Genomic DNA, 21,946 nt, shown 5'->3' on the forward strand with positions numbered 1-21,946 from the left:
GCTAGGCGAGAAAAGACCCGTTCGCTGCAGGAGCGCATCGGTCACCGCCTGTGCACCGCCTGACCGCCAGTAGCGCGCGCGTGCGTTGCGGCACAGCATCCCCTCCGAACGCCCTCGCCACCGTGCGGCAGCCACTTTTCCCACTGTTAACCAATGTTTGGGGAAACCGGTTTAGCGGGTTGAATATGCCGAACGGGGGTCTGCGACGAACATGGGCGATGGCCATCGCGTTGCTGTTCGCCGTGCTCGCGACGCCTGCCACTGCAGCGATCGGCACCGCCCTCGACACCTGCATCGCGCGGGTCCAGCCGCACGACACGCCCGCCACGATGTTCGGCGTGCGCGACCGGTTCGATTGTCGCCGCCGGCAGAGCAGTTACGGCTCGGGCGATTTCTGGATCCGGTCGCGGCCTTTCGTCGCACCAGGCACGATGACCGCCGTCCGATTCGCCAGCACCTGGCAGGATCGCGTCACGCTCTACGTGCTCCATGCCGACGGGCATATCACCCGCCACGGCTTCGACAGCGGCCATGCGGGCAACAACCTGATGCTCGGCGCGACCTTCCAGTTCATGCTGCCGCCCCGCGCCGCGCCGCCGGTGCAGATCCTGTGGCGGGTCGAACGCTCGCTCAATCTGCGCGGCGTGATCAGCGGCGCGCGCATCGCCGACCACCACCAGGCGGCGGGTAGTGAACTCGGCATGGCGGCGCTCTATGCCGCCTTCGCCGGTATGTGCCTGGCGTTGCTGATCTACAATCTCGCCCTGTGGGCGGCGCTGCGCCAGGCGTTCCAGCCGGCCTATTGCCTGATGGTGCTGTGCCTGCTCGGCTATGCCTTCTCGTCGTCGGGCCTGCTCGGCCAGATCACCGACATCGACAACAACGACCGGATGCGGATCAACTATCTGTTGCTCGCGGCATCGGCGGTAGCCGCGCTGACCTTCGCCCGCGCCTTCTTCGAACGGCGCGTGTTCGACGGCTGGCTTCGTCCGGCGAGCAGTGCCGTCGCCGGTGCGGTGATCGTCACCACCATCGGCTTCGCGCTGTTCGCACCGCATTTCGCTCGGCCGATCGATGCCGCCGTCAATCTTTCCTACCTGCTGCTGCTCGGCCTCGTACCGGCGATCCTGTGGCGGGCATGGCGGTTGCGCAGCAATCATCTTTGGATCTTCGCGCTCGCCTGGGGCGGGCCGGTCTTCCTGGCGGGCGTGCGCATCCTCGCGGCGATGAACGTCATCGCCTGGCATTGGTGGATCGACCAGTCGACGCTGCTCGCCATGGCGATGGAGGCGGCATTGTCGTCACTCGGCGTCGCCTACCGGATCCGCCTGCTCAGCGTCGAGCGCGACGAGGCACGCGAACAGGAGATCGCGGCGCGGCTGCTCGCCGCGACCGATCCGCTGACCGGCCTGCTCAACCGCCGCGCCTTTCTGGAACAGGCGATCGGGCGGGAGGGCGAGCAGCGGCTGATCCTGGCCGACATCGACCACTTCAAGACGGTCAACGAGACGATCGGCCACGATGGCGGCGACGAGGTGCTGCGCGTCGTCGCCCGCGCGCTGCAGGCGGCGGTACCGGCCGAGGGGCTGGTGGCGCGGGTCGGCGGCGAGGAATTCGCCCTGATCGTTCCGGCCGGCGTGCCGTTCGACGCGGAGGGCGTGCTCGACCGGCTGCGTGCCGAGCGCATGCCCTTCGACATGACCGTCACGGCCAGCGTCGGCACCTGCGTCGGGCCGCTGCTGCGCGAGATCGATTGGAAGGCGCTGTACCGCTGCGCCGACCGCGCCCTCTTCGAGGCCAAGGCGGCGGGACGCGATCGCGTTCGCGATGCCGCGCCGCTGTTCCGCGCCGCCTGACCGGCTGGCACCGGGGGCGCATCTCTGCTATTATTCGCCGTGGAGGCAAGCGCATGGGCGATCGGCGGAAAGTTGCGATAGGCGCCGGCCTGGTGCTGGCGGTACTGTGCATGCGTCACCCGACCGCCGACATCCGGCTGATCACCCATGACGTCGGTGACCCGGCCCCGCGGCGGATGCAGGCGGCGATCGACCTGGGGCTGGTCGGCGTGTCGGTCCTCTACACCTGGACACAGCACCTGCGCTGACCGTCGCCGGATCGCCGCACGGTTCAGCCGAACACCGTCTTCAGGTTCATGAATTCGTGCAGGCCGTAGGGGCCGAGTTCGCGACCATGGCCGGAGCGCTTGATGCCGCCGAACGGCGCCTCGGGTGACGAGGCCAGCATCGCGTTGACCGCGGTCATCCCTGCCTCGATATCGCGCTCGAACCGTTCGCGCTCGGCAGGATCGTTGGTCCACACCGACGAGCCGAGCCCGAAGGGGATGTCGTTGGCGAGCGCGATCGCCGCATCGATGTCGGCGGCCCTGAAGACCATCGCCACCGGCCCGAACAGCTCTTCCTGCGCCGCCGGATCATCGATCGGCACGTCGACCAGCACGCCGGCGGACATATAGGCGCCCTTGCCGGGCAGCGCTTCGCCGCCGAACAGCAGGCGGCCGCCGGCGCGTTGGATCGCATCGAGCTGGTCGAGCGTGGTCTGCCGCTGCTCCTCGCTCGACAGCGGCCCCATGTCGGTATCCGCCGCCATCGGATCCCCGGCCTTGACCGCGCGCATCGCCGCCGAAAATCGGTCCAGGAAGGCGTCGTACACATCGGCGTGGACGATCATCCGCTTGGCGCAGATACACGATTGCCCGGTGTTCTGGGTGCGCGCCTTGACCGCCTGTTCAACCGCTTTGTCGAGATCGGCGGAGGGCATGACGATGAACGGGTCGGAGCCACCCAATTCCAGCACGACCTTCTTCAGCTGCCGGCCCGCCGCCTCGGCAACCTTGATCCCCGCGCCCTCGCTGCCGGTCAGCGTGACTGCGACGATGCGCGGATCGGCGATCAGCGCGTCGACCTTGTCAGAGCGGATGGCGAGGTTCTGGAACAGACCGGCCGGGGCGCCGGCGGCGATGATCGTCGCCTCGATCGCGGCGCCGCAGCCCTGCGTGATCGAGGCATGTTTAAGCAGCCCGACATTGCCCGCCATGATCGTCGGCGCGACGAAGCGGATCACCTGCCAATAGGGGAAGTTCCAAGGCATCACCGCCAGTACCGGCCCCATCGGCAGCCAGCGCGCCTTGGCCGGGCCGGAGGCGGTGTCGAAGGTCGCCGGGGCCAGCATCGCCGGTCCCTGTTGCGCATAATGGCGGAAGGCGGCGGCGCATTTCTCGACTTCGGCGATCGCCGACTTCAGCGTCTTGCCCATTTCCCGCGTCGCGATTTCGGCGAGGCGGCGCTTGTCCGCCTCGAACGCTTCGGCGATCCGTTCCAAAAGCGCCGTGCGCTCGTCGTAGGAGGTCAGCCGCCAGGCGGCATAGGCGGCGGCGGCGCAGGCGAGCCGTTGCTCGATCTGATCGGCGGTGAGTTCCGGGATCGGGGTGCCGGCCTCGCCGGTGGCGGGATTGATGCTGGTGAACATGGCGGACCGAACGCGCGGGGGCGCTTGCCCGATCCGGCGCCCTGCCGCATAGCGCCATGTTATGGATACGCCGATCGAAAACCTGTCGTTCGAGGATGCGCTGAAGGAGCTGGAGCGGATCGTGTCGCGGCTGGAAAGCGGCGAAGCGACGCTGGACGAGTCGATCGCGCTCTACGAACGCGGCGACCGCCTGCGCCAGCGCTGCGCGGAGCGGCTCGATGCGGCGCAGGCGCGGATCGAGGCGATCCGGCTGGACGCCGAGGGCAAGCCGGCGGGAACGCGTCCCTTTGCCGCAGGCTGACATGATCCCGCCGGTGCTCGCCACCGCCCTCAGCGACGTCGCCGCCGACATCGACGCGCGCTTCGACCGGCTGCTCGCCGTCCCCGACGATGCCCGCGCCGACCTGTACCGGGCGATGCGCCACGCCGCGATCGGCGGCGGCAAGCGGCTGCGACCGCTGCTGGTCTGTGCCACCGCCGATCTGTTGGGCGTGTCGCGCGACTGTTCGGGCGAGGTCGCGGCGGCGATCGAGGCGATCCACGTCTATTCGCTGATCCACGACGACCTGCCGGCGATGGACGACGACGACATGCGTCGCGGCAAGCCGACGGTGCACAAGGCGTTCGACGAGGCGACGGCGATCCTGGCCGGCGACTGCCTGCATGCGCTGGCGTTCGAGGTGCTGGCCGATCCGGCGACGCACGCCGACCCGTTCGTCCGCGCCGAACTGGTGATGGCGGTCGCCCATGCCTCCGGCCCGACCGGCATGGCGGGCGGCCAGATGATGGACCTGGTCGCCGAACGATCGCGCTTCGACCTGCCGACGGTGACCCGGCTGCAGCAGATGAAGACCGGCGCCCTGATCGGTGTGTCGGTCGAGGCGGGCGCGATCCTTGGCCGGGTGCCGCCGGAGGGCCGCACCGCGCTGCGCGGCTATGCGCACGACCTCGGCCTCGCCTTCCAGATCGCCGACGATCTGCTCGACGCAGAGGGTGACGAGGCGGTGGCCGGCAAGCGGCTGCGCAAGGACGACGGCGCGGGCAAGGAGACGTTCCTGACCCTGCTCGGCATCGAGCGCGCGCGCGAGCAATGCCGCATGTTGGTCGACCAGGCGGTCGAGCACCTCAAGGGCTTCGGCGCGGAGGCGGACGTGCTGCGCGCCCTCGCCCGCTACGTCGTGACGCGCGACCGCTAAGGGGAGCCCTGCACCATGACGACCCGCATCGGCGTCTATCCCGGCACGTTCGACCCGATCACGCTCGGCCATATGGACATCATCCGCCGCGGCGCGAAGCTGGTCGACAAATTGGTGATCGGGGTGACCACCAATCCGTCCAAGTCGCCGATGTTCACGCTCGACGAGCGGATGGCGATCGTGCGGCGCGAGGTGGCGGGCATCGCCGGGGCGATCGAGGTCGTCGCGTTCGATTCGCTGCTGATGGACTTTGCCGAGCGCGAGGGGGCCAGGGTCATCGTCCGGGGCCTGCGCGCGGTCGCCGACTTCGAATACGAATATCAGATGGCGGGCATGAACCAGCAGATCAATCCGCGGCTCGAGACCGTCTTCCTGATGGCCGATGTCGCGCTGCAGCCGATCGCCAGCCGGCTGGTCAAGGAGATCGCGCTGTTCGGCGGGCCGATCGGCAAGTTCGTCACGCCGCAGGTGTGCGAAGAGGTGATCGCGCGGGTCGAGGCGATCGGCCGCAAGGGCAGCTAGTCCCGCCCGCCGGCGGGACGCGGCAAACCCCTGGCAATGTTCAGTTTGGCGCAAGCCCGGTTCTGGTCTAAGCCCGCGCCATCTTCGGGATAGGAAGTCCATGCGTTCGTTTGCCCGTTTTCTGACGCTTTCCCTGTTTCTGGCGACCAGTCCGGTGGCCGCGCAGGTCATCGAGGCCAATGTCCCCGGCCGGGCGACACCGCCGGCGATCACCGACAAGGAGAATCAGTGGCTGCTCGACCTGTCCGACGGCGGCCGGGTCACGATCTGGCTGCGCCCGGATGTCGCGCCGAAGATGGTCGAGCGGATCAAGACGCTGACCCGCCAGCATTTCTATGACGGCCTCGCCTTCCACCGGGTGATCGACGGCTTCATGGCGCAGGGCGGCGATCCGAAGGGCGACGGCACCGGCGGTTCGACGCTGCCCAACGTCGCGTCCGAGTTCAACTATCTGCCCCACGTCCGCGGCGCGGTGGCGGCGGCGCGGGCCGACGATCCGAACAGCGCCAACAGCCAGTTCTTCATCGTCTTCCAGCCCAGGCTCAGCCTCGACAAGAAGTACACCGTGTTCGGCCGCGTCATCGACGGCATGCAATATGTCGACGCGATCGAGCGTGGCGAGCCGCCGTCGGACCCGACCAAGATCGTCCACGCCTATATCGCCGCGGACAATCCCCCGCCCTATGCCAACATGCCGGCGCCCGCGCCGGTGACGTTGGGCGCGCCGGTGACGCTGCCCGGTGCGGGCAAGGGCACCCCCCGCCCCGCCGGCAAGGCGGCCCCCAAGAAGGTGGCACCGCAGGCCAAGTGAGGGTCGAGCTCTTCGACTTCGCGCTGCCGCCCGAGAATATCGCGCTGCGCCCCGCCAGCCCACGCGATTCGGCGCGGATGCTGGTGCTCGACGGCGACGCGACCGGCGACGCGCAGGTCCGCGACCTGCCAGACCTGCTGCGCGCCGGCGACTGCCTGGTGTTCAACGACACCAAGGTGATCCCGGCGCAGTTGGAGGGACGCCGGGGCGATGCCAGCATCGGCGCGACGCTGCACAAGCGCGAGGGGCCACGGCGGTGGCGCGCCTTCATCCGCAATGCCAAGCGGCTGCGCGAGGGCGATGCGATCGACTTCGGCCAGGGCGTCACCGCGACCGCGTCCGACCGAGCCGAGGACGGCAGCTTCGCGCTGGATTTCGCCGGCGACGAGCCGGTCGAGTTGCTGCTCGAACGCGCCGGGCGGATGCCGCTGCCACCCTATATCGCCGCCAAGCGACCGACCGACGCGCGCGACGCCGACGATTACCAGACGATGTTCGCCGCGGAGGCGGGCGCGGTCGCCGCGCCGACGGCGGCGCTGCATTTCACGCCCGAGCTGATGGCGCGACTGGCGGCGGCGGGGATCCTGCACGAGACGCTGACGCTGCACGTCGGCGCCGGCACCTTCCTCCCCGTCAAGGCGGAGGACACCGATGCGCACCGCATGCATGCCGAATGGGGGCGGATCGACGCCGCCACCGCCGACCGGCTGAACGCGGTGCGCGCCCGCGGCGGGCGGGTGATCGCGGTTGGCACCACCTCGCTGCGGCTGCTGGAAAGCGCCGCGCAGGGCGGCGACGGCATCGCGCCGTTCGAAGGCGACACGTCGATCTTCATCACGCCGGGCTACCGCTTCCGCGCGATCGACGGGCTGATGACCAATTTTCACCTGCCCAAGTCGACGCTGTTCATGCTGGTCAGCGCGCTGATGGGGCTGGAGCGGATGCAGGCCGCCTATGCCCGCGCGATCGCGTCCGGCTATCGCTTCTACAGTTACGGGGATTCCTCGCTCCTCCTGCCATCACGGTGATGCTTATGCTGATCGCGCTGCTGCTTCAGGTCGCACCCGTGCCGACGGCGCCGCCGACCCAGGCACAGCCGCCCGCGACCTTCGTCGTCGCGCCGGCGGCGATGGCGATCGCCGCCTGGGACGCCGACGGCGACGGCCGCACGACCCGCGCCGAGCTGCAGGCCGGCGTGCGGCGCAGCTTCGCGACCGCCGACGGCGCGAGCGGCGGATCGATCGGCTATATCGCCTTCGCCGATTGGGCGGAGCGCTGGCTGGGCGACCGCAACGCCCTGCCGAGCCCGTTCGAGGTCGATGCCGATGGCGACAACCGGATCACGCTCACCGAGCTGGACGCGGCGTTCGGGCGGATCTTCGACCGGCTCGACAAGGACAAGGACGGCACGGTGACCCGCAAGGAAACGCTGACGATCCGCGCCAATGCCGGGATGGCGACGGGGCCGATGCCGGGGCGCGGGCGGCGGCGGTAAGGCCGACGGGTTGCGGAAGGTCTCAAAGGTCTCACCTGTCAGGGGGCGGCGGTGCGGTGGAAAGTCGCAAAGGTCGCACCCGCGGCAGGCGTCCCGAGACCTTGGATGATGGATCGGACGCTGCTCGAGCCCCACTCCACCGTCATTCCCGCGGAGGCGGGAATCCAGAGACGCTGACGTGGCGGTTCCTACGATGACCTGCGCGTCTGGATCCCCGCCTTCGCGGGGATGACGGTGGCGCGAGGGCCGCCCTTTGTCCCCCGGTCATCCCGGCGAAAGCCGGGACCCATGGACTGAGCGCCAGCGGCGTGACGCGCGACGTTCGACCGCTCGCCTCCGTGGGTCCCGGCTTTCGCCGGGATGACGGCCAAGAGGCCGGGCTTTCCTTCCAAGGACATAGGGGAGGGGAAGGCCGGTCATCTGTCCCATCGTCATTCCCGCGGAGGCGGGAATCCAGAGGCGCTGACGTGGCGGCGCTGTCGATGACCTGCGCGTCTGGATCCCCGCCTGCGCGGGGATGACGGTGGCGCGAGGGCCGCCCTTTCCCCCTTCGTCATCCCGGCGGACGCCGGGACCCATGGACTGCGCGCCAGTGGCGTGATGCGCGACGTTCGGCCGCTCGCCTCCGTGGGTCCCGGCTTTCGCCGGGATGACGGCCAAGAGGCTGGGCTTCCGTTCCAAGGATATAGGGGAACGAGGGGCGGGTCATCTGTCTCCATCGTCATTCCCGCGGAGGTGCGAATCCATAGGCGCTGACGTGGCGGCCCCCATGACGACCTGCGCGTCTGGATCCCCGCCTGCGCGGGGATGACGGCTGGGGGGACGCAGCCCTTTCTCCCCCGGTCATCCCGGCGAAAGCCGGGACCCATGGACAGTGCGCCAGCGGCGTGATGCGCGACGTCCGACCGCTCGCCTCCATGGGTCCCGGCTTTCGCCGGGATGACGAAGGGGGATGGGTGCCGGGATGGGGCCTGCTAAGCCCCTAGCTTGCATGCATATTCTCGCGAGTCTTGACAGAATTGACGCCTGAACGCCGTTTCTTCCGGTCCTTTGCGCAAGCGCTCGAGACGGGCATGATTGGCCGATGCGAAAGAGCGGTGGAGCGATCCCCACCCATTACCCCACCTGCACCTTTGTAGGACAGCGGTTTCAGCCGCCGCCGATCCCTTCGATCACCACGCCGCTGCCGTCGCAATTCGGGCAAGGACCGCCGTCGAGCCGGCCGCTGCCGTTGCAGCGCGGGCAGACGTTCTCGCCGGTGCCGGGGGTGCCGGGCGCGGCCTGATCGCCGGGGGCCATGTCGGGGTCGGTCATGCTATCCTCCTGTCTCACCGGCCCCAACGCACGAGGGGCACGCTCGACACCGGACGCCGCTTTCGTCATGAGCCCTGCCCCATGACCGAACGTTTCGCCTTCTCCATCGCGGCCACCGACGGCCGCGCGCGCACCGGCACGATCCGGATGCAGCGCGGCACGATCCGCACCCCCGCCTTCATGCCGGTCGGCACCGCCGCCACCGTCAAAGCGATGAAGCCGGGTGACGTCGCCGCCGCCGGCGCGGACATCATCCTCGGCAACACCTATCACCTGATGCTGCGGCCGGGCGCGGAGCGGGTCGCGCGGCTGGGCGGGCTGCACGATTTCATGGGCTGGTCGAAGCCGATCCTGACCGACTCGGGCGGCTATCAGGTGATGAGCCTCGCCGATCTGACCAAAAGGTCGGAGGAGGGCGTGTCGTTCAAGTCGCACCTCGACGGCACGCGCCACCTGCTCAGCCCGGAGCGCTCGATCGAGATCCAGCGGCTGCTCGGCAGCAACATCGTCATGGCGTTCGACGAACTGGTGCCGACGACCTCGACGCGCGAGGTGCAGGCGGCGGCGATGGAGCGGTCGATGCGCTGGGCGAAGCGCAGCCGTGACGCCTTCGACGGCGGCGGCGAACATGGCGCCAACAACGCGATCTTCGGCATTCAGCAGGGCGCGCTCGACGAGGGATTGCGCAGGGCGAGCGCCGATGCGCTGATCGACATCGGCTTCGACGGCTATGCGGTCGGCGGCCTCGCGGTCGGCGAAGGGCAGGAGGCGATGTTCGGCTGCCTCGACTTCGCGCCCGGCCAGCTGCCCGCCGACAAGCCCCGCTATCTGATGGGCGTCGGCAAGCCCGACGACATCGTCGGCGCGGTGGAGCGCGGCATCGACATGTTCGATTGCGTGCTGCCGACCCGGTCCGGGCGGACCGGCCAGGCGTTTACGCGGGGCGGGCCGATCAACCTGCGCAACGCCAAATTCGCCGAGGATACCGGCCCGCTCGACCCGTCGTGCGGCTGCCCGGTGTGCACGACCTGGAGCCGCGCCTATCTGCACCATCTGGTCCGCGCCGGCGAGATCCTCGGCGCGATGCTGATGACCGAGCACAATATTCGCTTCTATCAGGACTTGATGGCGGACCTGCGCGGGGCCATTGCGAGCGGCACGTTGACCGCATTCGCCAGTTCGTTTCGTGCCCGGTACCGGCGCGAACAGGGAGAGTAAGATGGCAGACCAGTCCGCCGACCAGCCCAACGAGATCCTCGCCGCCGCCGCCGCCGCCAAGGCCTCTGGCAGCGCCGCCCAGGCGCATACCGCGGACCCGGCGAAAAAGGGCCATTGGCCGATGCGGATCATCGGCGTCGGCATCGGTTCGGCGGCGGTCGCCGCGGCGGTGCTGTTCGCCAATTCGGGCAAGGGTCAGAAGGGCAAGAAGAAGGGGTGACGCCGTCTAGGTCCTTCCCGCTTTGCGGGGAGGGGGACCAGCGAAGCTGGTGGAGGGGGGCTTCCACGCAGCGCACCGTTTGCGGATAGCCCCTCCGTCAGCACTGCGTGCTGCCACCTCCCCGTGCCGGGGAGGATGATTGACACCGACCTGCGCGCCCTGCCACGCTCGCCGCTCCCATCATGTCGGAGCCTGACTCGATGCGCCTCGTTCGTGCCGCCCTGCTTCTGGGCGCCGCCCTGCTGCCGCTTGCCGCCACCGCCCAGCCCCGTCCCGCCGCCACTGCATCGGCGGTGAAGCCGATCGCCTTTACCGAGCGCACCCTCGCCAACGGCCTGCGCGTCTATGCGCTGCGCGACACCTCGACGCCCAACGTCGCGGTGCAGGTCTGGTACGATGTCGGTTCGAAGGACGATCCGAAGGGGCGTTCCGGCTTCGCGCACATGTTCGAACATCTGATGTTCAAGGCGACGCGCAATCTCGTCTCCGAACAGATGGACCGGCTGACCGAGGATGTCGGCGGCTACAACAATGCGTCGACCAACGACGACTATACCAATTACTATGAGGTGATCCCGGCCAATCACCTGCAGCGGCTGCTGTTCGCGGAAGCCGACCGGATGGCGGCGCTGGTCGTCGAGCCGAAGAGCTTCGCCTCGGAGCGCGACGTGGTGAAGGAGGAACTGCGCCAGTCGACGCTGGCGCGGCCCTACGGCAAGCTCTTCTCCACCTATCTGTCGGCGGCGGCCTATACGACGCATCCCTATGCCCGTTCGACGATCGGCAGCATCGAGAATCTGGAGGCCGCGTCCATCGACGACGTGCGCGCCTTCCACGCGACCTATTACCGGCCGGACAATGCGATCCTGGTGGTGTCGGGCAATTTCGATCCGGCGCAGCTCGACCGCTGGGTCGACCAGTATTTCGCCGGCATCGCCAGGCCCGCGGGCGCCATCCCACGCGTGACGGTGCAGGAGCCGGCGCGGACCAGGGCGGTGAGCTACACCGTCTACGAGCCCAATACGCCGCTGCCCGCGGTGCTGATGAGCTGGCACGTGCCGGCCGATCGCAGCGCCGACATCCCGGCGCTGACCGTGCTCAACACCATATTGTCGACCGGCGAAAGCAGCCGGATGTACGAAAGCCTGGTCTATCGCGACCAGTTGGCGCAGGACGCGTCGAGCTTCCTCGACAGCAAGCAGGGCACGGGCAATCTCGTCGCCTATGCAATCCTGGCGGGCGGCAAGACGGTCGACCAAGGCGAGGCGGCGCTGAAGCGCGAGATCGCCCGCTTCCGCGACGCGCCGGTGTCGGCGGCGGAACTGGCCGAGGCGAAGAACGAAATCCTGACCGCGGCGATCAGAAGCCGCGAGACCGCCGAGGGCAAGGCGCGCATCCTCGCCTCCTCCGTCATCATCGACGGCGATCCGCGCGCCGCCGACCGCCAGCTGGCGGAGATCGCCCGGGTGACCGCGGCCGACGTACAGCGGGTGGCGCGTGCCTATCTTCGGGACGACCAGTCGGCGACGATCCGTTATCTGCCGGACAGCGCCAAGCCGGCCGGCCGCAGCGGCGACACGATCGCGGTCGCCGCGACGGTGCAGACCGCGCCGCTGACCCCGCCGGCGCAGATCGCGGTGGTGACGCCCGCGCCCGAGGGGCAGCGCATCCTGCCGCCGCCACCGGGGGCGCCGGTCACGGCCAATCTGCCGCAGCCGGTGGAGACGCGACTGGCCAACGGGCTGCGCGTCATCACGGTCGAGAAGTACGACCTGCCGATCGCCACCGCCTATCTGGTCGCGACCGGTGGCGAGGCGCTCGATCCGGCCGGCCGGTCGGGCGTCAGCCAGCTCGCCGCCGATCTGATGACCAAGGGCACGACGACCCGCTCCGCGACGGAGATCGCGCGGCAGATCGAAAGCCTGGGCGCGTCGATCGGCGCCGACGCCGCCAGCGAGGGCGGCTCGGTCGCGGTGACGGTCAAGTCCGACCAGCTCGCCCCGGCGATGACGATCCTTGCCGATGTCGCGCAGCATCCGGTGTTCGCGCCGCAGGAGCTGGAACGGGCGCGCGCGCAGCAGATCGACGGGGTCACCGTCGCGCTCAAGAACCCGGCGCAGCTCGCCGCGCTGGTCGCCGATCGCGCCACCTTCGGCGCCTCGCCCTATGGCGCGCCGGGCAACGGTACCCCCGCATCGCTCAAGGCGATCACGCGGGCCGACGTGGTCGGTGCCTATGGCCGCACCTGGCGACCGGACCAGGCGGCGCTGATCCTGGTCGGCGACGTGACGCCGGCACAGGCGAAGACGCTGGCGGAATCGCAGCTCGGCGGCTGGCGCGCCGGTGGCACCGCCCAGACGCTGCCGCCGCCGCCGGCGCTGCCCGCACCGCGCGTCGTCGCGGTCGACATGCCGGGCGCGGGACAGGCGGGCGTCGTCGTCGAACGGCCGGCGATCGCGCGGGCCGATCCGCGCTATTACCCGCTGGCGGTCGCCAACACCGTGCTGGGCGGCGGCTTCTCGTCGCGGATCAACCAGGAGGTGCGGATCAAGCGCGGCCTCGCTTACGGCGCGTCGAGCGGCGTCGATGCGGCCCGAACGATCGGCAGCGTCGCGGCGCGGACGCAGACCAAGAACCCGACCGCGGCGGAAGTGGTGACGCTGATGACCGCGGAAATGGCGAAGATGGGCAGCGCGCCGGTGCCCGAGGCGGAGCTGGCGACGCGCAAGGCGGTGCTGGTCGGCAATTTCGGCCGCGGCATCGAGACCACCGACGGCGTCGCCGGCATATTGGGCGAATATGTCCTCGACGGCGTGTCGCTCGGCGAGCTGCAGCTTTACACGCGGAAGGTCGAGGCAGTGACCCCGGCCGAGGTGCAGGCGGCGTCGGCGGCGCTGCTCGATCCCAAGGCGGCGAGCATCGCCGTGGTCGGCGACGCCAAGCAGTTCATCGCCCCGCTGCGCGCCGCCTATCCGCAGGTCGAGACGATCGGCGAGACGCAGCTGAACCTGGACAGCGCGACGCTGAAGTGAGCCCCCCCCTCCCCGCGCGGGAGGGGGACGGCCCGTCCCGCCGCGGGACGGGCCGGCGATGGTGACGGACTGGCAACCCCTATCCGGCTATGGCCGGGCGATGCGGGTGCGGGCACGGACCATAAGAACGATGACGCGGGCGTGGCTGGCGCTGGTCGCGCTGGCGGCTTCGGTGCTCGTCGCGCTGGCGGTGCGGGCGGCGTGGCTGGCGATCGCCGCCCATGCCGGCGCGGTGCCGCCGCTGCCGCAGGCCACCGGCTATGAGGCGGAAGCGCATTTCCCCGGCGCCGCCCTGCTCTACGCCGCGGCGGACCGGACGGACGCGCCGGTCGCCGAACAGGCGGCGCCGGCGGTCGGCGTCACCGGGACGATCGCGCTGCCGCCGCTGCCCGCCGCCGTGGCCCGCGCCGCGCTCGGCCCATCGACGCAGGCGGGCGCCGCCCCCTTCTCGACCCGGGCGGCGACCGCGATCGACCGCGGCCGCGCACTCCAATGCCTGACCGCCGCGGTCTATTACGAGGCGGCGTCCGAATCGGACGCCGGCCAGGCGGCGGTGGCGCAGGTCGTCCTCAACCGCGTCCGCCATCCCGCCTTTCCGGCGACGGTGTGCGGCGTCGTCTACCAGGGATCGGAGCATGCCGGCTGCCAGTTCAGCTTCGCCTGCGACGGAGCGATGGCGCGGGTGCCGTCGCGCAGCGGCTGGGCGCGGGCGGCGCGTAGCGCGGCCAAGGCGCTCGCCGGCTATGTCTATGCGCCGGTCGGGCTGGCGACGCATTACCACACCTATGCGGTGACGCCGGCGTGGAACCGGACCTTGGTGCTGACCGACGTGGTCGGCGCGCATTTGTTCCACCGCTGGAAGGGGCCGTGGGGGACGGCGGCGGCATTCGGCCGCCCCTATCGCGGCGGCGAGCCGCTGCCCGGGCCGCATGCACCGCCGCTGTCGCCGGTCACGCCCGCCGCGCCGGCGCTGATCGCCGCCGCCGCCCCGGTGCCGGTCGCGCCGGTGACGCCCGCGTCGGAGGTGCGCGCGCCCTATGCCGACAGCGGCCGCGCGCTGGCGGCCGTCGCGGCGGCCGGCGAGGACCATCTGCCGCCGGCATCGACCGTGCTCGACAAGTGGAAGGATTCGGGCAAGCCGCTACGCTGACCCCTGTCGCTTGCGGCGAAGCGGCAGCGCGCGGGCGCCGAGGGAAGGTACCGCCGACGACGATACCGCCCGCGGAACAGTCCCTCCATCGGCTTCGCTGGCCTCCGCCCCGCGGCGCGGGGCAGGACGGCGCCTATTTCGCCGCCTTCACGTAGGTGTCGTACCAGGCGATCGCGCGCTTGGTGACGTCGCGGGACTGTTCCGGCGCCGGGACGCAATGGCCGGCATCGGGATAGATCACCAGGCTGACCGGCACGTTGTTGTCCTTCAGCGCATGCCACCATTCGATCGACTGGGTCGGCGGCACCTCGATGTCGCGTTCGCCGACGTAGATGAAGGTCGGCGTCTTCGCCTTCTTCGCCTGATAAATCGCCGACACGTCCTCGTACGCCTTCATGTCGTCGTACATCGACTTGCCGAAGAACGGCAGCATCCACTGATCGATGCCGTTGGTGCCGTAATAGCTGACCCAGTTGGACAGGCCGGCGCCGGCGACGATCGCCTTGAAGCGGTTGGTCTGGGTATTCGCCCACATCGCCATGAAGCCGCCGTAGCTGCAGCCACCGAGGCCGAGGCGGTTGTCGTCGATCGGCGCGACCTTCTCGACGGCATCGATGCCGGCGAGGATGTCGCGCAGGTCGCCGCCGCCGAAATCGCGCCTGTTGGCGGCGGTAAACGCCTCGCCCTGGCCGTAGCTGCCGCGCGGATTGGGGTAGAAGACGTAATAGCCCGCGCCGATCAGCTGCGCGACCATGCTGGCCGGCGTGTAGAAATTGGGCGTCGACGCCGCGGACGGGCCGCCGTGGACCATCGTGATCATCGGCGCCTTGGCGGTCGGCGCGGTGCGCGGGCCGAGCAGCCAGCCCTGCACGTCGAAGCCCTCGTTCTTCCAGGTGACGCTGCGCGCGCTGGCGATCGGCTGGATCGCGTCATTGTCGTGCGTCACCTGCCGCAGCGCCGCGACCGGGCCGGCGTAGATGGCCGGGGCATGTTCGTAATCCTGCACCACCGCAGCGGCGATACGCCCATCGGCGGAGAAGACGGCGCGGCCGTCGCCCGCGGTCGCGCTCGCCGCCTTGGCGAAGCCGGGCGCGACCGGCCGGCCGGGCACCAACGTGCCGAGCCGCACCTGGTCGCCCGCCAGGCTGACGGTGCGCAGGCCGCCGCGCGTCCAGTCGATCGTCGTCACCGTCTCGCGGGCGCTCTGCGTGATGTTGCGCGGCGTGCCGCCGGCGAGCGGCACGGTGAAGACGTCGCCGCCGATCGAGCCGAAGTCGCTCATCAACCCGCCGATATAGGCGACGGTCTTGCCGTCGGGCGAGACGCGCGGCTGGTTGAGCTGCGTCGCCGGCTTGGCGATCTGGCGCACCGCGCCGCTCTGCGCATCGATCGCGTCGAGCGTCGCCACCCACCAATTGTTGTCGCCATTGCCCAGCGCGGTGGTCGCGACGAAGCCGCGGCCGTCGGGCGTCCAGTCATATTCGTAGATGTAGCGGCCCTGCGGCGACACCGGCGTGACGGCGGTGACGTTGCTGCCGGCGATGTCGAACACGGCGAGCCGCTGCTCGTCATTCTGCTCGCCGATCTCGCCGATCATCCGCACGCCCGCCTGGGTCGCGCCCGATTCCTTGTTGGCGCCGAGCGTGACGAGCAGCGCCACGCGCTTGCCGTCGGGCGAGACGCGTGGTGTCTGCGCGATGCCGCGGATCGTCGCCAGCGTGCGCACCGCCCCCCTGGCGTCGGCATGATCCAGCGCGACGGTGCCGGCCTTGTAATCGCGGGCGAGGAAGACGAGGCCGCCGTCGGGCGCGAAGGTCAGGCCGGCATAGCCGCAGCTCGGGCACGGATCGAGCGTGCCGAGGATGCGGCCGTCGGCGACGCTGCGCAGCGTGACGACGCCGCGATTGCCCTGCGCCTCGATCGTCGCGGTCCGGTCGCCGGCGGGGCTGAGCGCGAGGCCGCCGTAGCCGTGGATCGCAGGGGCCGTCTGGGTCGCGCCGGGCGCGGCGGCAAGGAGAATGGCAGCGGATGCAAAAGCGGCGGATTTCAGACGCATGACGGCTCCGGAACGGGCGATGGACCGGGGCAGCTTAGCGGCCATGCGTCGCCCCGCAAGGGGAACGGGTCCGCCGCCCGGACCGTTGGCGGGGGACGAGAGGAGCCATGGACATGAAGGACGATCTGAAGCCGACCGGGGTGACGCGCGACCCCAATCTGTCGACGGAGCACCAGCAGCCGGGCGACGCGCGCCGGCCGAGCGAGACGCTCGACAAGGGCCAGCCGCAGGGCGAGACGATCCCGCGCAAATCCTCGCTGACCAGGAACGCGTGAGCCCATCCTCCCCGGCACGGGGAGGTGGCAGGCCGCAGGCCTGACGGAGGGAGGTATCGGCCGACGCAGCGCTGCGTGGAAGCCCCCCTCCACCGCCGTCGGCGGTCCCCCTCCCCGTGCCGGGGAGGATCTGGTTACGCCGTCGCCGGTTCTCTGACCGGCAGCGCCTTGCCCGTCTCGCGATCGAGGCCCAGGGCGGTGGCCACGTCGAGCGCGGTGACCGCGGCGACGAACGCCAGCGCGCCCCAGACCAGCCGGTTGCCGGGCGATTTGCGCGCGGTGGCGCCAAGCGCGGTCAGGTCCATCGCGTCGCCGAGCACGCGGTTCCAAACGGCGGTGGAATGGCCCGGCGCCTGCAGGATCGCGGCACCCGCGGCGATCTCCCGCCCGCCGAAGCCCTTGACCAGCCCCTCGTGCCCCTCGGCCGACAGGCCCTTGGCGATGCGCCGGGGGGCGAACAGTTCGACAGCGCCCAAGGCCAGGCTGAACACCCCGAGCCCCAAGCTAAGCTTCTTATAATCCATAATATTTCTCCGACCGGAAACGGCCCCGGCGCAACGGGCAGGACCGGGGCGCGTTCCGGGCGGATCAGGTCAGTCCTTGAGGCCCGCGGGCACGGCACCGCCATTCTGCGACAGCTGCTGCATCACCGCCTTGTGCAGCCAGATGTTCATCTCCGCGGAGCCGTCCTTGGCGCCGGTATAGCCGAGCTCGGTCGCCAGCTGCTTGCGGTTGTCGAGACTGGAATCGAGGTCGAGCAGCTTCATCAGGTCGACGATCGAATGGCGCCAGTCGAGATTGGGATTGCCCTTCGCTTCCGCGATCCGCGCGATCGCCGCTTCGGCGTCGACCGGCTGCGCGGCAGGTGCCGCGGCCTGCGGGGCGGCCTGCGGAGCGGCGGCCGGTGCGGGAGCGGCAGGCGCCGGCGCGGGCGATGCCGGGCGCTGCGGCTCGGCATCGGTGGTCTGGGCATGGCCGCTGGCGGTATCCGCCTTCTGGCCGGAGAATTGGCCGCCGAGCGGCCCCTTGTCGCCGAAGATCGCGTGCTTGATCGCGCCGAAAATGCTCATCGGTAAAGCTCCTGTACGGGGAAAAGGGAATCAGGCGGCGCCGGCGCCTTCGCTGAAGCCGCTGCCGCGGTCGGCGACCAGGGTCGGCGCGGGGCCGGTGGCGGGGCGCAGCGCCTCCTTCTCGGCGTCGGTCGGCACGGCGGTGGGATCGGGGCGGAAGGCGTCGGGCGCGCGGGCATCGTTGCCGGGGTGGGTGTCGCCCATCAGATCGGTCGGGACATGCTCCGCGGCCGGGTTGCCGGGCTGCTCCTCGAAATGCTTCTCCTCCTCGGCGCGGCCGACCGGCGCGGCGGCCATGGTCGCGGGGCGCGGGGTGATCGGCGAGGTGGTGCTGTCGCCGGGTACCGCGCCGACGCCATCGTCGAGCGGATCGGAGGCGCGATCGTTGGCGGCGTCACCGCGGCGGCCGGGCTTCCGTCCGGGCTGCGGACCGAAAGCGGCAGCGCCCGCGGTCCACGCCGCCGCGCCCGCCGCAAAGGCGCCGAGGCCGAAGGCGATCTTCTTGTAAACCATGGAGAATGTCCTTTCGCCGGTCGGGATACCTGCGCCCAACGGGTCAAGGCACGGCGGCGTTCCGTGGCGACGAGCATGCGCCCACCGGCTCCGCCCCTGCCCTCGCCCTGCGGCCACCTCCGCCGCACCGCATCCCCAGCCCAGCCCCAGCATCGTGAGTCTTGACAGAATTGACGCCTGAACGGCCAATCTCCGCCCTCCCGGCGCTCAGTCATCCAGCGGGGGGAAGAGCGCGTCGGGCTGCGGGAACAGATCGCCCCAGCGCGAACGGGTGCGACCGCCCGTCTCGTCCGCCGACGCGAGCAGCGCGGCCTGCGCCGCGGCGTGAACGGTGATGGGGTCGGGCAATACCGCGTCGATGCGGGCGAGCAGCTGCGGCAGCGACCCCGCCGCCTCGTAATCGGTGAGCGCGGGATGCGCGGGCGCGCGCTTGTGGGCGAGGAGGAAGGCGATCAGCCGGTCGTTGAAGACGCGGCGGGTGCCGACCTGTTCGCCCCGGTACCAGACGGCGACCTCACGCCCCTCGATCGCATGTTCGAGCGCGATGTCGAGCAGGCGCTTGCGGCCGAGATCGATCGCGACGTCCCAGGCCAGCGCGAAGATCGAGCGCGGCGCGCGGTTGCGCAGCGCATAGGCACTCTGGCGCGAGCGGCCGACGGCGGCGGCGGCGTGGCTGACGCAGCCGGTTTCCGCCAGCGCGACGATGAACGCGCGCTGCTTCGCGGTCGACCAGCCGGCGACGCGCAGTCGCGTCGGCTGGAGCCGCGCCTCGAGGTCGCGCAGGCGATCGCATTCGTCGTCGGCGGGCGGCTCGAGCGTCGCCGGGTCGGACGTGTCGCCGCCGGCGGTCCCGCGGCCGGCGTTCCAGGCCGCGGCCTTCTCCTGCCATTGCGCCTCGCTGATCGGCCGCGTCGCCTCGATCGCCGCGCCGGGGTCCTCGCCCCGCTGGGTCGCCTCGATCCCGGCCAGGATCGCGCGGTCGGTCGCCTCGCGCTGCGCCTCGCCGCGCATCCAGAAGAACTCGCTTTCGGTCTTGGTCCAGGTGCGTTGCTGCTTGCTCATCCTACCCTCCGTCGCTCGGTCGATGACGATGAGGCTGGCAGATCGGCACGATGTAGGACAGCGCTTTGTTCTTGGTTTGATCTGTTACGTCGATTATGAACATCACGGTGCTTGACCGAAGAATTCTGTAACTCCATAAAGGAAGAGCGATGGAGATCAGCTTCGATCCCGACAAGCGCGCGCTGACGCTTGTGGATCGCGGTCTCGATTTTCTCGACGCCGTTCGTGTGTTCGACGGACCAGTGTATGAGATCGAGGATCGCCGCTTCGATTATCCCGAACCGCGCTTCTCGACGATCGGTCTGCTCGACGACCGGATGGTGGTGGTAATCTGGACAGCGACGCCGAACGGACGACGCGTCATATCGATGAGGAAGGCCAATGAGCGTGAACAAGCCCGATTCCGCCATCGGCTCGCTTGATCCGGCCGATGACGCGCCGGAGTGGACCGAGGCCATGTTCGACACGGCGGAGATCGCGATCGGCGGAACGGTGATCAGACCGGCGCGGGGATTTCTCGGCCCCAACGGCGTCGTTCGCGGCCGCCCTCCCCTCGGCGCGGCGGCGAAGCAGCAGGTGACGTTGCGGCTCGACCCGGATGTGATCGAGCGGTTTCGCGCCGACGGGCCGGGCTGGCAGGCGCGGATGAACGCGGCGCTGCGCAAGGCGGCGGGGCTTTAGCGGGCGTTCGCGGTGGGAAGACCGCGGCGAGAAAGAACAAGGATGATGTTCGCGCGGAGGTGCGGAGGACGCGGAGGGCTTCCAAGCATGGCGCGTAATCGCTCCGGCCTTAGGGGAGTGACGGATCAGCGAGGCTAACGGACGCCTCCGTTCTCCGTGCCTCTGCGCGAAATCGACTGCTGGCTTCGGCAGCGCGCACGACGGTGGCGAACATCAGAGCTTTCCGCGCCCATCAGTATTTGCCCGCATCTCTGCCATCATCTGACCATGCGGAATTTTGGATGCCGTGGAGGCCATCGCTCGCTCCACCTTGGCGCGGAACCACGCGTCATGCGCGGCGGCTTCCTCGCTGGTCGCGAAGTCCGACTTGAGGGGGGGGGTAGGTCGGTCGCGTGTGAAATTGTAGCGGATCATTGTGAGCAGTGGGAGAGAATTGTGACGTTATTTTCCGACATAGGCTGAGTGATTTTTTTAGGAAGATATGTCGCGTTGGCAGGAGAAGGGAATAGGCGCAGTGCGCCGCACTGAAGAATGCAGTTGACCAATCTTTTGTGCTAGCACACCAACCCAAATTAGCGAGGGAGAGAAGAGTGGCTAGTGAGAAGCAAACAGGCGACCCAGTCGAGGATTCACCAAAGCCGAAGGTAAGGCGCAAAAAGGCGGAGTCGTCTCAGTCTGAAACGTCATACCCTGACAATCAGGCGTCGCAGGAAGCTCCTTCATCCTCCCCTAAGCCACGGCGCGGCCGATCTGCCCGACCTTTCCCGGCAGGTCCATTCGAAGAAGCACTGCAGTTCTCGAAGGAAATTTATGATTTTGGAAGCGGGCAGCCGGTCCGGCGGCTCTCTTTATTTGACCACCTGCAGCGAATGCCCGACAGCGGCACCAGCCGCCAGTTGATAACAAACTCTAATAAGTACGGCTTAGTCAAGGGGAATTTCAACAGCGATCAACTCGAACTTTCGGAGGACGGCCGTCGTATATGCGACGACATGACCTCCCCTCGCGAGAAAGCAAAACTTAGAGCAAAACTCGCAATAAACGATATTCAGCCTTTCGATGCTATCTATCGAAAATTGGTAAATTCTAAACTTCCTGCTAGAGCCGCTTTGATCGATGGCATGAAGGACAACGGCGTCGAAGGCGAATATCTTGAAGAAGGCGTAGACACCTTCATTGTGAATATGAAGGCTTCTGGCCTTCTGCAAACCCTATCGGGTGCCGAACGTGTAGTACCAATCGAACACCTTCTCGATACACTTCCAGGTACTACGATCCACGCCTCAGTTGCGCAGACCTCTGCAAACCCGTTGGCCACCAGTCTTGTTACGCAAGAGCAGGCGGGATTTGATACCACTTGCTTTTATGTGACACCAATTGGCGAAGCCGAATCTGAACAGCGCAAGCATTCCAATCTGTTTTTGGAAAACATTGTCGAGCCCGCGATACGGACACTCGGGTTGAGTGTCGTCCGAGCAGACCAGATCGATAAGCCAGGCATGATCGGCCGCCAAATCATGGAATACCTCTTTCGGTCGAGATTGGTAGTGGCGGATTTATCGTTTCACAATGCTAACGTGTTCTATGAATTGGCTTTGCGCCACCTTGCCAGGCTACCAATTGTTCAAGTTATCAGGTACGGCGATCCAATACCTTTCGACATTAATCAGATGAGGACGGTGGTTTTGGACAACCGTGATATATATTCCCTGTTACCAAACGTCGATCTTTATAGATCAGAAATTGCTAGTCAGGCAAGAAGGGCCATGGAGGCAGGTTCGGAAGTTGACACCCCAATATCTATATACTTCCCCCAGGCCAAGCTTATGCTATGATAAAGTGGAG

24 protein-coding genes are annotated in these 21,946 nt (G+C 68.7%); 16 read left to right on the plus strand and 8 right to left on the minus strand.

Going from position 1 to position 21,946, the window contains the following annotated elements:
• Positions 1-218 precede the first annotated feature (218 nt).
• Both D9601_RS08805 and D9601_RS08810 read left to right on the plus strand, forming a co-directional pair.
• On the plus strand, positions 219-1,856 hold the full coding sequence (locus D9601_RS08805) for a GGDEF domain-containing protein (protein ID WP_232474018.1): 1,638 nt from the start codon (positions 219-221) through the stop codon (positions 1,854-1,856).
• A gap of 53 nt (positions 1,857-1,909) precedes the next feature.
• Positions 1,910-2,104, plus strand: a complete 195-nt coding sequence (locus D9601_RS08810; RefSeq protein WP_198353604.1) for a hypothetical protein — start codon at positions 1,910-1,912, stop codon at positions 2,102-2,104.
• A gap of 23 nt (positions 2,105-2,127) precedes the next feature.
• On the opposite strand, the gene D9601_RS08815 is transcribed toward D9601_RS08810, so the two are convergent.
• Entirely contained in the window at positions 2,128-3,486 is a 1,359-nt protein-coding gene (locus D9601_RS08815) for an NAD-dependent succinate-semialdehyde dehydrogenase (protein ID WP_198353605.1), read from the minus strand.
• Between the two features lie 61 nt (positions 3,487-3,547).
• Here D9601_RS08815 and D9601_RS08820 point away from each other — a divergent pair, with 61 nt between their 5' ends.
• From D9601_RS08820 to D9601_RS08845, 6 genes are all read left to right on the plus strand, one after another.
• Positions 3,548-3,787: an exodeoxyribonuclease VII small subunit gene (locus D9601_RS08820; protein ID WP_198353606.1), complete on the plus strand. Its 240-nt coding sequence runs from the start codon at positions 3,548-3,550 to the stop codon at positions 3,785-3,787.
• 1 nt (position 3,788) lies between these two features.
• Entirely contained in the window at positions 3,789-4,682 is an 894-nt protein-coding gene (locus tag D9601_RS08825; RefSeq protein ID WP_198353607.1) for a polyprenyl synthetase family protein, read from the plus strand.
• 15 nt (positions 4,683-4,697) lie between these two features.
• Positions 4,698-5,204 (plus strand): pantetheine-phosphate adenylyltransferase, encoded by a 507-nt coding sequence (gene coaD, locus D9601_RS08830; protein ID WP_198353608.1) that lies wholly within the window; start codon positions 4,698-4,700, stop codon positions 5,202-5,204.
• Positions 5,205-5,304: 100 nt separating this feature from the next.
• Positions 5,305-6,015, plus strand: coding sequence for a peptidylprolyl isomerase (locus D9601_RS08835; protein ID WP_198353609.1), 711 nt, complete (start codon positions 5,305-5,307; stop codon positions 6,013-6,015).
• Positions 6,012-7,043: a tRNA preQ1(34) S-adenosylmethionine ribosyltransferase-isomerase QueA gene (gene queA, locus D9601_RS08840; RefSeq protein ID WP_198353610.1), complete on the plus strand. Its 1,032-nt coding sequence runs from the start codon at positions 6,012-6,014 to the stop codon at positions 7,041-7,043. Before D9601_RS08835 ends, queA begins: the two co-directional genes overlap by 4 nt.
• A 5-nt stretch (positions 7,044-7,048) precedes the next feature.
• Positions 7,049-7,510, plus strand: a complete 462-nt coding sequence (locus tag D9601_RS08845; protein WP_198353611.1) for an EF-hand domain-containing protein — start codon at positions 7,049-7,051, stop codon at positions 7,508-7,510.
• Positions 7,511-8,659: 1,149 nt separating this feature from the next.
• Here the strand turns inward: D9601_RS08845 and D9601_RS08850 are convergent.
• A complete protein-coding gene (locus D9601_RS08850; protein ID WP_198353612.1) occupies positions 8,660-8,824 on the minus strand; it encodes a hypothetical protein in 165 nt (54 codons plus the stop codon).
• An 81-nt stretch (positions 8,825-8,905) separates the two neighbouring features.
• On the opposite strand from D9601_RS08850, the gene tgt reads away from it, so the two are divergent.
• The 4 genes from tgt to D9601_RS08870 all read left to right on the plus strand — a co-directional run bounded on the left by tgt (position 8,906) and on the right by D9601_RS08870 (position 14,444).
• The gene (gene tgt / locus D9601_RS08855; RefSeq protein ID WP_198353613.1) at positions 8,906-10,042 is read left to right on the plus strand and encodes a tRNA guanosine(34) transglycosylase Tgt; all 1,137 of its coding nucleotides are present in this window, start codon (positions 8,906-8,908) and stop codon (positions 10,040-10,042) included.
• A gap of 1 nt (position 10,043) precedes the next feature.
• A complete protein-coding gene (locus D9601_RS08860; RefSeq protein WP_198353614.1) occupies positions 10,044-10,262 on the plus strand; it encodes a hypothetical protein in 219 nt (72 codons plus the stop codon).
• Positions 10,263-10,462: 200 nt separating this feature from the next.
• Positions 10,463-13,294, plus strand: coding sequence for a M16 family metallopeptidase (locus D9601_RS08865; protein WP_198353615.1), 2,832 nt, complete (start codon positions 10,463-10,465; stop codon positions 13,292-13,294).
• 130 nt (positions 13,295-13,424) lie between these two features.
• The gene (locus D9601_RS08870) at positions 13,425-14,444 is read left to right on the plus strand and encodes a cell wall hydrolase (RefSeq protein ID WP_198353616.1); all 1,020 of its coding nucleotides are present in this window, start codon (positions 13,425-13,427) and stop codon (positions 14,442-14,444) included.
• Positions 14,445-14,577: 133 nt separating this feature from the next.
• On the opposite strand, the gene D9601_RS08875 is transcribed toward D9601_RS08870, so the two are convergent.
• Positions 14,578-16,500 (minus strand): S9 family peptidase, encoded by a 1,923-nt coding sequence (locus D9601_RS08875; RefSeq protein ID WP_198353617.1) that lies wholly within the window; start codon positions 16,498-16,500, stop codon positions 14,578-14,580.
• Positions 16,501-16,613: 113 nt separating this feature from the next.
• Between D9601_RS08875 and D9601_RS08880 the strand changes: the two genes are divergently transcribed.
• On the plus strand, positions 16,614-16,775 hold the full coding sequence (locus D9601_RS08880) for a hypothetical protein (protein ID WP_198353618.1): 162 nt from the start codon (positions 16,614-16,616) through the stop codon (positions 16,773-16,775).
• Positions 16,776-16,909: 134 nt separating this feature from the next.
• On the opposite strand, the gene D9601_RS08885 is transcribed toward D9601_RS08880, so the two are convergent.
• The 4 genes from D9601_RS08885 to D9601_RS08900 all read right to left on the minus strand — a co-directional run bounded on the left by D9601_RS08885 (position 16,910) and on the right by D9601_RS08900 (position 19,420).
• Positions 16,910-17,299: a hypothetical protein gene (locus tag D9601_RS08885; RefSeq protein ID WP_198353619.1), complete on the minus strand. Its 390-nt coding sequence runs from the start codon at positions 17,297-17,299 to the stop codon at positions 16,910-16,912.
• Positions 17,300-17,368: 69 nt separating this feature from the next.
• On the minus strand, positions 17,369-17,845 hold the full coding sequence (locus D9601_RS08890) for a DUF3597 domain-containing protein (protein ID WP_198353620.1): 477 nt from the start codon (positions 17,843-17,845) through the stop codon (positions 17,369-17,371).
• Positions 17,846-17,875: 30 nt separating this feature from the next.
• Positions 17,876-18,358: a hypothetical protein gene (locus D9601_RS08895; RefSeq protein ID WP_198353621.1), complete on the minus strand. Its 483-nt coding sequence runs from the start codon at positions 18,356-18,358 to the stop codon at positions 17,876-17,878.
• Positions 18,359-18,565: 207 nt separating this feature from the next.
• The gene (locus tag D9601_RS08900) at positions 18,566-19,420 is read right to left on the minus strand and encodes a hypothetical protein (protein WP_198353622.1); all 855 of its coding nucleotides are present in this window, start codon (positions 19,418-19,420) and stop codon (positions 18,566-18,568) included.
• A 149-nt stretch (positions 19,421-19,569) separates the two neighbouring features.
• Here D9601_RS08900 and D9601_RS08905 point away from each other — a divergent pair, with 149 nt between their 5' ends.
• Both D9601_RS08905 and D9601_RS08910 read left to right on the plus strand, forming a co-directional pair.
• Positions 19,570-19,842, plus strand: a complete 273-nt coding sequence (locus D9601_RS08905; RefSeq protein WP_198353623.1) for a BrnT family toxin — start codon at positions 19,570-19,572, stop codon at positions 19,840-19,842.
• A complete protein-coding gene (locus tag D9601_RS08910) occupies positions 19,802-20,101 on the plus strand; it encodes a BrnA antitoxin family protein (RefSeq protein WP_198353624.1) in 300 nt (99 codons plus the stop codon). Before D9601_RS08905 ends, D9601_RS08910 begins: the two co-directional genes overlap by 41 nt.
• A gap of 213 nt (positions 20,102-20,314) precedes the next feature.
• Here the strand turns inward: D9601_RS08910 and relB are convergent, their stop codons facing one another.
• Positions 20,315-20,515, minus strand: coding sequence for a type II toxin-antitoxin system RelB family antitoxin (relB, locus tag D9601_RS08915; protein WP_198353625.1), 201 nt, complete (start codon positions 20,513-20,515; stop codon positions 20,315-20,317).
• 176 nt (positions 20,516-20,691) lie between these two features.
• Here relB and D9601_RS08920 point away from each other — a divergent pair, with 176 nt between their 5' ends.
• Positions 20,692-21,936 carry a hypothetical protein gene (locus D9601_RS08920; protein WP_198353626.1) on the plus strand — a complete coding sequence of 415 codons (1,245 nt, stop codon included), beginning with the start codon at positions 20,692-20,694 and terminating at the stop codon, positions 21,934-21,936.
• Positions 21,937-21,946 lie beyond the last annotated feature (10 nt).

It is taken from the genome of Sphingomonas sp. MA1305 (genome assembly GCF_016107325.1).
GTDB lineage: Bacteria > Pseudomonadota > Alphaproteobacteria > Sphingomonadales > Sphingomonadaceae > Sphingomonas.